Raw genomic sequence first — 14,773 nt, forward strand, 5'->3', positions numbered from 1 at the left:
CTCACGGGGCACGCCGAATGCAGAACGTTTCGCTAAGTCTAGACTAAATTAACAGCGGGCCAGCAACTGTTACCGGACGCCTCTGATTGCGATGCGCGCTGCGGCCTCCAACAATAAGAATATGATGAGTTTCAGGGATCCTGTATGAGCGAAGCCGCACCACGTGATTCTGTGGAAAATGACCAAAACTGGCTCAATGACATCATTGATGCTCGCTGTGCGCCACATCCGGGCATGAGTGGTATTCATCCCCTCAACGATGGGCTGGACGCATTTGCCGCACGTTATTTATTGATGGGCATGGCCCGGCGTACGCTGGATGTGCAGTATTACATCTGGCATAACGATATGTCAGGTCGTCTGCTGTTTAGCGCACTGCTGGACGCGGCGGAGCGCGGCGTTAAAGTGCGCCTGCTGCTGGATGATAACAATACCCCAGGGCTGGATGAGACCCTTGCCGAGCTGGAGCGCCACCCCAACATTTCTGTCCGGCTGTTCAATCCCTTCTCGTTTCGCACGTTGCGTATGCTCGGCTATCTGACCGACTTCGCCCGGCTGAATCGCCGTATGCACAATAAAAGCCTGACGGTGGATGGTGCCGCGACCCTGGTCGGGGGGCGTAATATCGGCGACGAGTATTTTGGTACCGGCGATGAACCCTTGTTTACCGATTTGGATGTGCTGGCGATCGGCCCGGTGGTGGAGGAGGTGGGGCACGATTTCAACCGTTACTGGCACAGCAAAGCGGTGGCACCGTTGCACTGCGTGGTGGAGGTCGATCACGATGGACGTCAGGCGGTACGGTTGCCCACCGCCTGGCAGCACAGTGAAGCAGTGCTGCGTTATATGGCCCGGCTGGAACACTCTTCTTTTGTCAGCCAGATGGCGGAAGGGACGCTGAGTATGACCTGGGCAGCCACGCGTTTATTAAGCGATGACCCACGCAAAGGGCTGGGGAAAGCGAAGCGTTCTTCCCTGCTGCCACAGCGTATGCTGGAGGTGATTGGCACGCCGCAACAGCAATTCGACATCATCTCGGCTTATTTCGTGCCGACGCGCGCCGGGGTGGCGCAGTTGCTGGCATTGAAGCGGCGCGGGGTGAAAATCGCCGTGCTGACCAACTCGCTGGCTGCCAATGATGTCAGCGTGGTACATGCCGGATATGCGCGCTGGCGCAAGAAGCTACTGCGGCACGGCATTGCTTTGTATGAACTGAAGCCGCAGGCCAATGCCAGCGAGGCACCGCATGACCGTGGGTTGACCGGTAACTCTGGCTCCAGCCTGCACGCCAAAACCTTTACTGTGGATAATCGTAAAGTCTTTATCGGCTCGTTTAATTTCGACCCGCGCTCTGCGGTGCTGAATACCGAAATGGGGCTGGTGATTGAAAGTGATGAGCTGGCGCAACGCACCCATCAGCGCTTTATTCAGGGGATGCGCGATCGCGCCTGGACCTTACGGCTTGATGGCTGGGGCCGGGTGAACTGGGTGGAATATCCGCAAGAAGCGGGTGAGGTGGTGCATATCCATGAGCCGCAATCCACCTGGGTACAGCGCTTGCTGGTACGGCTGGTGTGGCGCTTGCCGATTGAGTGGTTGCTGTAAATAAAACGGGCCAGCTAAGCTGGCCCGGCGGTCATTTGCGTTGCGGTTTCCCGGAGAACAGGAAACGCAGCAACGGAATACGCAGATGGATTTCATACAGCGTAAATGCCACGCCAAACACCATCAACAAGCCGAGGAAAAAGCCCAGGGTGTCATTACTGATCAGCGGAGTGATAAAAATGCCGTACAGCAGGGTGAGTGGGTGATGCACCAGGTAAATAAACAGTGAAGCATTCACCAGATACATGATGCGTGGTGAGTGGCTGTTCAGCAGTTTATGCCCGAAGCAGAAGCAGACGTTCAGCATGCACAAGCCCATCAGGGTAGAAATCACGTCGTCGATTTCATACAGCCAGCCATCACCACTGCTAAAGCGTTGATTCAGGCTGTAGGCGACAAACACTGCGATTGCCCCAAAGCACATCACCGGATTAAAACGAACAAATAACGCCTTGAGTGGCGGATGTTTCCAGCTCAGCGCGCCCAGCATGAAAAACGGCAGGAAGAACAGGCTTTGCATCACGGCGGTGCTGAACAGACCGTCCATCAGCCAGTTGGGCTGGAAGGTAAAAATGAGACGACGGAAAATACACCACAACAGTGCCCACGCCAGCAGGGCCAGCGTCAGTTTGCCCCAGCCAACCCGGTGATAATCAATCTGACGATGCTGGCTACGCAGCCAGCGGAAGGTGATCATACCCATCGTGGTGAGGATCACCAACACCACCAGAAACCACAGATGGGAGATCAGGTCCCACACCAGCGCATTGTATTTCTGATACAGGGTGAAGCTGTCCCAATCTCCTACTTTGTCCGTGAGATTTTTTAGCATAAAAAACTGCGGCAAAGTGATGAGCGGCACGGCGGTCAGCAGCGGTATACCCACGCGCTCCAGGCGGACCTTCAGCCAGCGCTGTGGCTGATAGCGCAGATAAAGCATGTAGGAAAAATAGCCGGAGATGACGAAAAACACCTGCATGCGGAAGGCGTGAATAAAATCATTCAACACCGTCAGCCACATCGAGGCATCCTGGCTATTTACTGACCATCTTTGTGTGGAGTAAATCAGGGAAACGTGGAAAGGCACGCCCAATAACATTAAATAAGCTCGAATCGAATCGAGAAAATATTCGCGTTCGGATTTTGCTGCAGTCATAAGCATCCAATTGTCTGTGTCCTGGCCGGCTTCGCCCTGAAACCGGATTATGCCGGAGTAAAATTCTACCGGCTGTAAACAGGGTATACTATCAGTAGATTCTGTATCGTTTAATAATCCGAAAAGCGCATTTTCCACTTACAAATAGAGGGAACATTCGTTTACATACGCTGTCGGAAAAACGAATAATCCTTTAAGATATGCGGGTTTGATCTAAGCACACGAAAGGGGGGGATGTGCTGAATATAGTGAAAAATAAAGCCGGACTGATGAAGATGCGCTGGGTTGGTGCAGCAGTTCTGCTGGCGTTGTACGCAAATAATAGCTGGGCGTTCAACCTTGATGATGTAGCAAAACAGGCTCAGGCCCTGGCAGGGAAAAGCTTTGAAGCGCCTAAGAGCAACTTACCCTCTCAGTTTCGTGAAATGAAATATGCTGATTATCAGCAGATCCAGTTTAACCACGATAAAGCTTACTGGGGCAAATTGCGTACGCCGTTCAAACTGGAGTTCTATCACCAGGGTATGTATTTCGATACGCCGGTGAAAATCAACGAAGTGACCGCCAATACGGTACGTGAAATCAAGTACAACCCGGACTATTTCAACTTCGGCAACGTCAAGCACGACGCCGATGCGGTGAAAAACCTTGGTTTTGCCGGATTTAAAGTACTTTATCCGCTGAACGAAAAGGGTAAAAACGATGAGATTACCAGCTTCCTCGGTGCCAGCTACTTCCGCGTGATCGGAGCGGGTCAGGTGTATGGTCTGTCGGCGCGTGGCCTGGCAATCGATACTGCGCTGCCATCGGGTGAAGAGTTCCCGCGCTTTAAAGAGTTCTGGATCGAGCGACCGAAACCGCAGGACAAGCAACTGGTAATCTATGCCTTGCTGGATTCACCTCGCGCTTCTGGTGCGTACCGCTTTGTGGTGCGTCCGGGTAAAGAGTCGACCGTTGATGTGCAGTCAAAAATTTATCTGCGTGACAACGTCGGCAAACTGGGTATTGCGCCACTGACCAGTATGTTCCTGTTTGGCGCGAATCAGCCGTCACCGGTGAGCAATTTCCGTCAGGAATTGCATGATTCTAATGGGCTTTCCATCCATGCCGGTAACGGCGAGTGGATTTGGCGTCCGCTGAATAACCCGAAACATCTGGCGGTGAGTACTTTCACCATCGAAAACCCGAAAGGTTTTGGTTTGCTGCAGCGTGGCCGCGATTTCAGCCATTATCAGGATCTTGACGATCGCTATGACCTGCGCCCGAGCGGCTGGGTAGAGCCGTTAGGTGACTGGGGCAAAGGCCATGTCGAGCTGGTGGAGATCCCCACCGCCGATGAAACCAACGACAATATCGTGGCTTTCTGGACGCCAGAAAAACTGGCAGAACCGGGCAAAGAGATGAGTTTCCAGTATCGTCTGCACTTTACCCGTGACGAAAACCTGCTGCATTCCGACGATGTTGCCTGGGTGAAAGATACCCTGCGTTCTGCGGGTGATGTGAAACAGTCAAACCTTGTGCGTCAGCCGGATGGCAGCATCGCCTTTACCGTCGATTTTGTCGGCAGAGCGATGAGTAAACTGCCGGAAAATACGCAGGTTGCCCCGCAGGTCAGCGTTGGTAATAACGCCGAAGTGGTTGAGCAGAGTGTACGTTACAACCCGGTGACCAAAGGCTGGCGTCTGGTACTGCGCCTGCGTGTGAAAGATAACAAGCAGCCGACGGAAATGCGTGCGGCGCTGGTTAGCGGTGACAAGACATTGACGGAAACCTGGAGCTATCAGTTACCTGCCAATGAATAACTCGACTTTTACACCTCAATCTTACGTGGAAGCCCTGCCGCTCGATGCGGCAGGTCGTGCCCGCCTGAGTGCATCGTTACAAAACGCCCAGGCGTTCCACGCTATTCATACGTCACTGGGGCATGATATTGCCGCCAGTGAGCGCCCGGATGACGCACCGTTAAAATCGGTGTCGTCCCGTGTGCAGATGGCCTGGCCAGATTCACTGGCTGACGGGCAGCAACTGGGCAAGGATTATCTCGATCGCACCATACTGAAGGCGATGCCGAAGGTTAAGCGTTCGCTGATGTTCCCGGAAGCCTGGCGTACCAACCCGATAGCCCGTGCCTGGGATTCGATGCGCGGGCGTAAGCCTGCGGCACGCGCCAGCACGGACGAAGAACAGAAAGTGGAAGAGAAGTGGCGTCACGTGGGTTCGATGCGTCGTTACGTCCTGCTGATTTTGACGCTGCTGCAGACCGTGATCGCCACCTGGTACATGAAAACCATTTTGCCGTACCAGGGCTGGACACTGCTCGATCCCATGGAGCTGTTCAACCAGAACTGGCTGCAATCGGTAGAATTGATTCTGCCGTACATTTTGCAGACCGGCATTCTGTTCCTGTTCGCCATACTGTTCTGCTGGGTCTCCGCCGGTTTCTGGACCGCGTTGATGGGCTTTCTGCAGTTACTGATTGGTCGTGATAAGTACAGCATCTCTTACTCAACGTCAGGCGATGAACCGCTGAACCCGGAGCATCGCACGGCGCTGATCATGCCGATCTGTAATGAAGACGTGGAACGTGTCTTCGCAGGCCTGCGTGCGACCTGGGAATCGGTCAAGCGCACCGGCAATGCGGAACACTTTGACGTTTACATCCTCAGCGATAGCTACGATGCCGATATCGCCATTGCGGAACAGAAAGCCTGGATGGAGCTGGTACGTGATGTCGGGGGCGCGGGCAAGATTTTCTATCGCCGCCGTCGTCGTCGTGTGAAACGCAAGAGCGGCAACATTGATGACTTCTGCCGCCGCTGGGGAAGCAACTACAGCTATATGGTAGTGCTGGACGCTGACAGCGTGATGAGCGGGGAATGCCTCACCGGTCTGGTGCGCATGATGGAAGCGAATCCGAAGGCCGGTATTATCCAGTCATCACCGAAAGCGTCTGGTATGGACACGCTGTATGCGCGCTGTCAGCAGTTTGCTACCCGCGTCTACGGCCCGTTGTTTACTGCGGGTCTGCACTTCTGGCAATTGGGGGAATCGCACTACTGGGGCCATAACGCCATCATTCGTGTCAAACCCTTTATTGAGCACTGTGCGCTGGCACCGCTGCCGGGCGAGGGTTCCTTTGCCGGATCAATTCTGTCGCATGACTTCGTTGAAGCGGCGCTGATGCGTCGTGCCGGTTGGGGCGTATGGATTGCCTACGATCTGCCGGGGTCCTACGAGGAGTTGCCGCCGAACCTGCTGGATGAGCTGAAGCGTGACCGCCGCTGGTGTCACGGTAACCTGATGAACTTCCGCCTGTTCCTGGTGAAAGGGATGCACCCGGTGCATCGCGCGGTGTTCCTGACCGGTGTAATGTCATATCTGTCGGCTCCGTTGTGGTTTATGTTCCTGGCGCTCTCCACCGCTTTGCAGGTGGTGCATACGCTGATGGAACCGACCTACTTCCTGCAACCGCGGCAGTTGTTCCCGGTATGGCCGCAGTGGCGTCCGGACCTGGCGATTGCGCTGTTTTCCACCACCCTGGTTCTGCTGTTCCTGCCAAAACTGCTCAGCGTGGTGCTGATTTGGTTCAAAGGCGCAAAACCGTATGGCGGGGCAGTGCGGTTGTTTTTCTCGCTATTGCTGGAGATGCTGTTCTCGGTATTGCTGGCACCGGTCCGTATGCTGTTCCATACCGTGTTTGTGGTCAGTGCGTTCCTTGGCTGGGAAGTGGTGTGGAACTCTCCGCAGCGCGACGATGATGCTACGCCGTGGAGCGAAGCCTTCCGCCGTCACGGTTCGCAGATGCTGCTGGGTATTGTCTGGGCAGCGGGCATGGGCCTGCTGGATCTGAACTTCCTGTGGTGGCTGTCGCCGATTGTCTTCTCGCTGATTCTGTCGCCGTTCGTGTCTGTGATGTCGAGTCGCGCGACCATCGGTCTGAAGAGCAAACGTGCGAAGTTGTTCCTGATCCCGGAAGAGTATGATCCGCCAAAAGAGCTGGTGGACACCGATAACTATCTGCAACTGAATCGTGAACGTGCGCTGAAAAACGGCTTTATGCACGCGTTGTTTAACCCGGCATTTAACGCGCTGGCGACGGCTATGGCGACCTCACGCCATTTACACAGCACCTTGCTGGATCACGCACGCGATCGCCGTGTTGATCAGGCGTTAAGTGATACACCAGAAAAACTGAATCGCGAACAGCGCCTGCAGCTGATTAGCGATCCGGTGGTGCTGGCGCGTGTCCATACGCGCTTGTGGGAAAGTGCTGAGAAATATCATCAGTGGGTGGAAAGCTATCAGAAGCTGAAGTTAAACCCATTGGCACTACAACAGCATGGATGAAGCGTGATGCTGGCTGATTAAGTCCGCAAGATAAAAGCCGCTATCGTGTCGCGATAGCGGCTTTTTTTATCGTTGCAGTGCGATTAACAGGCAAGACTGTTCCGACTAACACAATCTTTACGCTGTCAGGTGTAGTTATTCACCTGCGCTGACGGTTAAAATAACGCCAGTCCATTGTGAGTAATTGTTGTGAATCGTTTCCTTAAATTAACTGTCGTCGGTGCCGCCATCATTTTGCTAAGTGGGTGTGGCAGCATCATCAGTCGTACTGTGCCCGGTCAGGGACACGGTAATCAATACTACCCGGGTGTGCAGTGGGATGTGCGTGATGGCGCATGGCGCATGCTGACCATCCTCGACTTGCCGCTGTCATTAGTGATGGACACGCTGCTCTTACCCGTGGATGCCCATCACGGTCCCTACGAGTAAGGTCTACGCCCAGCGATCAGAGTCACTGTTGTCGTCATCCCACTCAGCCGCTGCGGCTTCCCCTTCTTCGGTATCCTCCGGCGGCTCGAGCTGAAATTCTCCTTCATCCCATTCGTGCAGGGTATTTTCTGACTGCCACTCCTGGCGTAACTCGATTTCTTCGAAATCGCCGTCAAAAATCGCCTGAGCCGCTTCGCCACTGCGGATTGGCAGGCATTCACCTTGCTCATCTTCATCGGCAAAAAATTCGGCCTGCCACATGATGTCGCCATCCTGCATCACATATTTTTGCAGGGCAAACTGGCTGACGAGCGCATCTCCCGCATCCAGCCCCGGTTGGCTGGCGAGAAACTCCTCACGTGCTGCTTCGATGGCTTCTTCAAGCGTTGTATATAGTGACATACCTTTTCTCCTTCCTGATGGTAAGATTCTCTAGGAAGGATAGACCAAGAACGTTATCGGTAAAAAGATGACTACAAAAAAAGTAAAAGCATATTTGTATACACGTATCAGTAGCTTACAGCAACAACATGGTTATGGAATCCAAAGACAGATTAACAATGTTATGGATTTTCTGGCTGAAGCGACTTTACCACATGGGCTAGGCTATGAACTTGATCCCGAAAACTATGAACTTCTCGCCAGTGATCTCGGAAAGTCGGCTTACAAGGGACACAACTTTTCTAAAGGTGAGTTAGGGCGGTTCAAAGAAAGAGTTATCAATGGAGAGATTACCGAAGGCATATTACTAATCGAGAATGTTGATAGATTTTCGAGGTTGCCCGATTATGAAGCTATTGAACAATTCAATGCACTTATCAAAAGGGGTATTGACGTTCTTGAAGTTGAAAGTGGTCAGGTATTCAGTAGCAAGCTAGACGGTACGCTTTCTAAACTAGCCGTCTCAATTGAACGTTCTCACCAGGAGAGTAAACGTAAGGCAAGGCTAACGGCTAAAAATTGGGAGAAAATGAGAAAGACAGCTTTAGAAACTGGTAAGGCGTTGACCAATAATTGTCCAATGTGGCTGTCTGTTGTTGATGAACAGTATGTTGTAGACCAAGAAATGGTATCGGTTATCCGGCAGGCGTTTGAACGATTCGCAGAAGGGTATAATGGGGGTTTCGGTAGTACGGTATTTGAATGATTCTGATCTGAAAATAAATAACCGAAACTGGAGTACTATAAATCTATATCATGCATTCAGAAATAGACGTTTAATTGGTTATATAAAAGATATTAAGTACTATCCAGCCGTTATTAATGTTGAGTTATTTAATCGTGTTCAAATGCTTCTGGATAATAGTAGTAATAAAAAACAAAAAACAACCAGGCACCAGAGAAGTATTTTCAACGGGATTACCAAATGTCAATTGTGCGGTTCAAGGATGATCGTACATTCGACAACTCGTGGCTTATATTATCTTAGGTGCATTAATGAGAGAAGTCTTAAAGGTTGTACAGGCGGGTTATTTCGATATGTTGAATTTGAAAAAACAATGCTTCATTTTCTAAAAAATGTAGATTTTGGAAAGATCTATGGCAGTACTAAAAACACAGAAGAACTAAAGGAATTAGAGAATCAATTAACAACAGTTCAGCAAAAGAAATACTAACACAAGAATATGATATAAATGCCATTACAAATCAGGACAATATTGAACTAAGACAGAAAACTAACATCGAACTGAAGAAAGTAGTTAAAAATATTAAAATGAGAAGGAAAGATCTGTCAGATGATGATGTAGTCTATATAATTAATGTTGAGTACTATAATGACTACGCATATCATATGCTCATCTTGGAAAAGTATGGGCAGATATTATCATCTTGTTCTCTTACAGAAGGTTGGGTTTTTGAGAGTTCATTTATGACGTTAAATCTTAAAACTAAAGAAAAGACGCTTCATAGAGAACCTAATGTGTTCGATGAAATGATTATTGAAACATGGGAAGAAGCATTCAAAATTGCTGAGAATTCCTTTTTATAGTACTCGAAGAATTTATATGTAAACGCCTCAAGAGGCGTTTTTTTTGATTCATGTGAAACGCTCGGAAAATGTGGCCTATACTTGGGGTGTAGATAAATATAACTGTGTATTACAATCAGAGAGCACAGTTATGATCTTCATAATGTTAGTACTACTTCTTTGTGGTTTAGTCAAAACAGCGTTTTCATTATTTGTGATCTATTCGCTTATTTGGCTATTTGCACCACGAAAAGATAAATAAAGTAGTAAAAGAATAAAATCATCGCAACGATGGTGTAGATAATCATAATCTCCTCCAAAGATTTTACCCCGTATTCCTTACGGGGAACTTTTTTGCATGATTTCATAAAGGAAATAGTTACACAACAAGGAAATAAAAATGAAAGAAAATAAAAATAATGTATGTACCATCAGATTTACTGATTCACAAAAACAAGCACTGGAAAAGATAATCTCAGAAGGGAAGGCTAATACCATATCTGCGGCAATGGTGTACTTAATCAATAAGTATATGGTGTTGGGTGAGTAGAAGGTATAAAAAAGGCACTGAGGAAACAGTGCCATAACTACTAAAAGGATTTTATATGAGTATTCATTATATTTCTGCGGATTACGGAGCAGGCAAAACACACGCACTAATTGAACAAATCAAACGTACTGATGATCGTTATATTCTCGTTCAGGGAACATTACAGCTTGTTCAGCAAAGTACCGAACAGTTGGCACTATCGCTAAAGTTATCACGTCTACGAGCCATACAGAGAGCGTAGAGAAGGATTTACATGCATTTCTATTGAATCCAACACATAGAGTACTGGTTATTACAGATAAAGCATTTATGCGTATTTCTGACTTAACACTATTACGTCAATGGAAGATCTATCTTGATGATGTAGTCAATTTTCATACTTTTAACATAATCAATACGGATAAGAAGTATGAAGTTGAGAATCAACTATTCAAAGATTTTGCAAAATTATCTGAACAGTACTTCATGGCTAAGGCAGTAACTGAATTCGACGATGATCTAGTACGTGCAATGGCTACATGTTTCGGATTCGTACAGGACTATGACCACTTCGTTATGAACAGTAATTTCTTTGCGAAGATTGGGAAAGTGGGTAATCAGGACGTGTACAGTACCGAAAGCAAACAGCTTACGGTTCTTGCATGGGTAGACATTGCAAAGTACCAAAATCTCGATATCACCTTCATGGCAAACCGCTTTGAAGATACGCTAATTTATAAGGGTAATCCTGGGTTGTTCAAGCGTGTTGTACTACCGGGATTACGGCAACGTAAAGTACCAGTATCTGAACGCCTCAAGGTGTACTACTTCTCGGAGGAACGTTATAGCCGTTCATACCGGGAACAGAATCCTGATGCACTTCCAAAGGTGGCAGAGTGGATCAACTCAAACGTTACTGAGTACTTCTATACGGCAAATGAAGACAATCGCGGTATTCTTAATGGTCAGTACATCAAACCGATTAGCCGGGGTATGAACACATATCAGGACTATAAAAGGTGCGTATGGCTTGCCAGTATGAAACCAAGTCCCGTTGAATCTAAACAGTTAGAATTGATGTTTAAGATCACGAGGGAAGAGATAGTACAGGCTCGTGAAAAAGAGAACTTATACCAATTCGTGAATCGCAGTAACTTACGTGATTACTCAAGTACTTCAGTAGTAGAGGTATATGTATTCGACAGGGAGCAGGCTCTATCATTGACTGATAATGTTGAGTACATCGATGTTGGTATTGGTAGTACTGAAAAGTTTGAACCAGCGAAGTTGTCAGATGCTGACTACAAGCGTATGGGAAAAATCATCATGAAGCGTTTTCCCGATAGAAGTACTTTTGATACGTGGATGGACAGTGCAGTAAACGCACATCTCAACGGCTTACAGCGTGAGAAGTTCTATAAAAAATTTGATCGGCGTAAGTGAAAATCACCATCAGTACCCCAAATGATAGGGGGGGAATTACTAAAACATATATGGGTAAAATACCCCCTATTAAGTAAGAAAGACAAAAGTTGATGGAAGTAGAGCAAGTACAAAGGGCGGGCTATGCACGTCCGTGTACGAGGCGAATACGACATAAGGCGGTTCGTAGAACTGCCTTCATAGAAACTAATCACAATGAATAAGCACAATCGTTACGCGGTCGGCTTGAAAAGCAATTAGTTGTAATCGGCATGAGTATGTACCTGACTTGTTAAAAGTACTTCATACCGCCGATTACAATAATGTGCATTTCATTACTCGCTTTGCTTGAAAAGAACAACAGTACAATTCATGAAGTAAGTGTCGGCCTGCGGCCTAAAGTACTCGTTTGTACTACCGCCTGACGGCTCTCGCTCGCTTCGCTTGCTCACGGGATGCCGGGCTGTAGAAGCCCTTCAGTACATAACAAAAATCCCCGATCAATTAATTTACCGCCATGATGGTGAAATTATAAAAGTACTAACATATACCAGTATGTTTAAGTACTGGTACTTTCCCATATATTGATTTGAGGTATTAAGTACTTATTAAATTTAGTGAAAGTAATTACTTTTTATTTTCCTTTACAAAATTATTTTTTAAGTACTTGTTTATCTCCGCCTGTCTTTCCCTCGTTATAACAATGAGTTAAATGGAAAGATAACCATGAATTTGCTCTTTAAGAGGGGTTTCTTAATAAATCAGATGTTCAGTGCTAAAAATAATTTTGACAGATTGAATTCCGGGAAATAATATCCAAATCAACGAAACGAACTAATCAAACAGGAATGAAATTATGACTACCAACTTTTCAAAAATGACTCGTGACCAACTGGATGCACTTCAGATCCAACTGTTAGAAGCAAAGCAACAGCTTGATCAGATTGATGAGATGAAGAATGAAGTACTGGCAATTGCTGAAAAGTACGGAAAAACACTAAATGAGCTAATTGCTATTGTTGGCGGAAGTACTGGTACTTCATCAAACAAAGAAGATAAGAAGTATTCAGTACTACTTGATGGGAAAGAATACAAAACGAGTGGAAAGAAACTAACAAAGGCAATCACTGATACTCAGACGTACCAGAACTTACCGGAAGAACAGAAAGTACATGATACTTTTCTTCGTGCCTATAGTGCTGAGTACGCAACAGATTTCGCCTTCAATGCTTCGTATGATGGTAATCAATTCTACATGGGTAAGAAGGGCACTATGAATGCCATCACGAAGAAGTACTATTTTGAGTACCTGGAGGACCAAAACTTGCACGAAAGTGCTGAATCTAAGGCTTCCTTTAAAGCATATGTCAATGTTGCTTAATTCATTGATTTTAAATAATAATTTAAGGTTGAGAGAAGATTGATACTTGCAAAAAATATAAAGTGATAGCTCTTTATTACCTCAAATGCATGTCAAGTAGATAAGCACATCGTTACAATGAAGAGATCTCCTGGACATTATTAATCTCAAAAAATAATATTCTTACAACAAAGCAGTAAACACAGCAAACAATAAGGTAATTAAAAATGACACAAGCAATTAACGCTAAAGTGATGGCACCCGTTTGTCCAAAAGTAGAAGAGTACATTAAAACTAAAATGGTTGGTTATATGAGTACTTCTATAATGGTCAGTAATGTAGATGAAGAAAAGAAAACTAAGTTATTAGTACTCGATAAAGATGATGATGTAGGTACATACCAATTCTACTTCAACAAACAAGGTTCAGTAGTAGTTGCAAACTACTTTAATGAGAACAGAGTTTATGGTACATACGGTTTGTATGAAGGAACTAAGTTCGATGAAGAGTATGATTTGAACATTACCTTCAACAACATTGTGTACTTCCTTAGCCTCTTACAACAAGAAGATGCGTATATGTTTATTGGTATTGACGATGACATGATACAGCATGAAGATTTGATGATGCGTAAGGGATGGAATGATCGTCGTATCAAGCAAGTCTTTGGTAACAAACCCTATGAACACGGGGAACGTTGGTACTCGTTGCTCGAAGTAATCAAAAGTGAAAGTTCTAACTGAGGAAAATATTATGACTTTAGTAAAAATTGATAACGAAGTATTCGATGCACTTCATAAAAAATCTATCGCATCAAAAATGCCTATAAAGCATACGGATGAAGACGAGAAAGAATTTTGGGCTTCAGGTAAAAATATCGATGGGGATAAAACTCTAATATTTACTGAATCTACAACTGGTAATCAAGAGCATTATATAAGCCGTAATGGCGGAGGGTGGGAAGAATTTAAATAAAATAAAGCACAATATGAAGTACTGGATGATGTCGGAAAAGTTCAATACTTCATTGATGGGGTAGAAGTCGATATTGGTACTTTGAAGACTTATAGCACTGACTACCTACGTTTGATGATGCTTGAAGTACAGCTTGAAACCGTAGGATTGCCAGTGCCAGAGTTTAAGTAAAAGGTACTACGAGGACGCTTGTAGTACTCTACTTAACTTTCAAACTTTTTATATCAAAATAATCTGGTACTAAGTTAGCTGAATTATTAAAATCCTCATAAGCTGTAATAAATCTCGATGAAAACTTATGGTTATGTTCAGAAATTTGCACAAGTTTTGATTTTGAATAACTTAGCTCATCTGCATTAGTAATCTTATTCTTTAGTGTGCTCTTATCAGTAATATCATTTACTTGGTTATGGAATGCATTTAAATAAGAAACATAGTTAGACATGGCAGATTGAAAGTTTACCAATTTTTGAAGAGATGAGTTTTTAATATGCCAGCCGAGTTTTTCAAGAGAGTTAATTTTTATCTTTGCATTAAAATGAATATCATGAATTATAGACATGTTTTCGTGAAGTGAATTGAAATCTTCAATCATCTGATATGCAGAATTCAAATCTATGCTCTTTGATAAGTCATGAAATGCACCAATATAAGTGCTTAATTCCCTCATCTTGATAAAAACAGTTGGAAAATCATGGGTCAATAAATCTTTAGCAATATTCAATGCATGGTCATCAAGCTTTTGTCTCAACCATTCGGGAGGTTTCAAATATGCATAAATTGCTACTATGAGAGTACCAACCGTACCGGCAGTATTGAAAAAATCCATAAGGCTACCGAACTCAAAATGCCCTTTAGCCTGTTTAAGTGCACCGTTGACTACTAACCAAAGTGAAAGTACTAATAATACTCCAATAGCTACTTCTTTAAATATTTTCCACACCTTGCCAATCATGGTCATGTCCCTCATTAAGATATATT

Annotated in this window: 14 protein-coding genes; 11 read left to right on the top strand and 3 right to left on the bottom strand. The window is 45.9% G+C overall.

All coding sequences use genetic code 11. From position 1 onward, the window contains the following. The first annotated feature begins 144 nt into the window (after positions 1–144). Positions 145–1,605: a phospholipase D family protein gene (locus AC6I8X_RS07520; RefSeq protein WP_497840814.1), complete on the top strand. Its 1,461-nt coding sequence runs from the start codon at positions 145–147 to the stop codon at positions 1,603–1,605. Positions 1,606–1,636: 31 nt separating this feature from the next. Here AC6I8X_RS07520 and mdoC read toward each other — a convergent pair whose 3' ends face one another. Continuing rightward, complete coding sequence (gene mdoC / locus AC6I8X_RS07525) at positions 1,637–2,761, bottom strand: glucans biosynthesis protein MdoC (RefSeq protein ID WP_497840815.1); 1,125 nt, start codon at positions 2,759–2,761, stop codon at positions 1,637–1,639. 266 nt (positions 2,762–3,027) lie between these two features. Between mdoC and AC6I8X_RS07530 the strand changes: the two genes are divergently transcribed. The 3 genes from AC6I8X_RS07530 (at position 3,028) to AC6I8X_RS07540 (ending at position 7,537) form a co-directional block, all read left to right on the top strand. After that, positions 3,028–4,563, top strand: a complete 1,536-nt coding sequence (locus AC6I8X_RS07530; protein ID WP_208617309.1) for a glucan biosynthesis protein G — start codon at positions 3,028–3,030, stop codon at positions 4,561–4,563. Beyond that, on the top strand, positions 4,556–7,108 hold the full coding sequence (mdoH, locus tag AC6I8X_RS07535; protein WP_313683911.1) for a glucans biosynthesis glucosyltransferase MdoH: 2,553 nt from the start codon (positions 4,556–4,558) through the stop codon (positions 7,106–7,108). Before AC6I8X_RS07530 ends, mdoH begins: the two co-directional genes overlap by 8 nt. Before the next feature lie 189 nt (positions 7,109–7,297). Then, positions 7,298–7,537, top strand: coding sequence for a YceK/YidQ family lipoprotein (locus AC6I8X_RS07540; protein ID WP_013508619.1), 240 nt, complete (start codon positions 7,298–7,300; stop codon positions 7,535–7,537). Positions 7,538–7,540: 3 nt separating this feature from the next. Here AC6I8X_RS07540 and AC6I8X_RS07545 read toward each other — a convergent pair whose 3' ends face one another. Then, positions 7,541–7,939: a MysB family protein gene (locus AC6I8X_RS07545; RefSeq protein ID WP_313683908.1), complete on the bottom strand. Its 399-nt coding sequence runs from the start codon at positions 7,937–7,939 to the stop codon at positions 7,541–7,543. Positions 7,940–8,006: 67 nt separating this feature from the next. Here AC6I8X_RS07545 and AC6I8X_RS07550 point away from each other — a divergent pair, with 67 nt between their 5' ends. From AC6I8X_RS07550 to AC6I8X_RS07580, 7 genes are all read left to right on the top strand, one after another. Next, positions 8,007–8,684 (top strand): recombinase family protein, encoded by a 678-nt coding sequence (locus AC6I8X_RS07550; protein WP_313683906.1) that lies wholly within the window; start codon positions 8,007–8,009, stop codon positions 8,682–8,684. Between the two features lie 142 nt (positions 8,685–8,826). Continuing rightward, on the top strand, positions 8,827–9,153 hold the full coding sequence (locus AC6I8X_RS07555) for a recombinase zinc ribbon domain-containing protein (protein WP_497841019.1): 327 nt from the start codon (positions 8,827–8,829) through the stop codon (positions 9,151–9,153). Between the two features lie 753 nt (positions 9,154–9,906). Continuing rightward, a complete protein-coding gene (locus AC6I8X_RS07560; RefSeq protein ID WP_497840816.1) occupies positions 9,907–10,056 on the top strand; it encodes a hypothetical protein in 150 nt (49 codons plus the stop codon). Positions 10,057–10,365: 309 nt separating this feature from the next. Next, positions 10,366–11,478: a hypothetical protein gene (locus tag AC6I8X_RS07565; protein ID WP_497840817.1), complete on the top strand. Its 1,113-nt coding sequence runs from the start codon at positions 10,366–10,368 to the stop codon at positions 11,476–11,478. 835 nt (positions 11,479–12,313) lie between these two features. Further along, positions 12,314–12,838, top strand: a complete 525-nt coding sequence (locus AC6I8X_RS07570) for a hypothetical protein (protein WP_497840818.1) — start codon at positions 12,314–12,316, stop codon at positions 12,836–12,838. Between the two features lie 206 nt (positions 12,839–13,044). Beyond that, complete coding sequence (locus tag AC6I8X_RS07575) at positions 13,045–13,560, top strand: hypothetical protein (protein ID WP_497840819.1); 516 nt, start codon at positions 13,045–13,047, stop codon at positions 13,558–13,560. Between the two features lie 10 nt (positions 13,561–13,570). Beyond that, complete coding sequence (locus AC6I8X_RS07580) at positions 13,571–13,792, top strand: hypothetical protein (protein ID WP_497840820.1); 222 nt, start codon at positions 13,571–13,573, stop codon at positions 13,790–13,792. A 199-nt stretch (positions 13,793–13,991) separates the two neighbouring features. On the opposite strand, the gene AC6I8X_RS07585 is transcribed toward AC6I8X_RS07580, so the two are convergent. Beyond that, a complete protein-coding gene (locus AC6I8X_RS07585) occupies positions 13,992–14,753 on the bottom strand; it encodes a hypothetical protein (protein WP_497840821.1) in 762 nt (253 codons plus the stop codon). Positions 14,754–14,773: the final 20 nt, after the last annotated feature.

Source organism: Pantoea sp. X-Soil-TKNS-1280 (genome assembly GCF_059730475.1).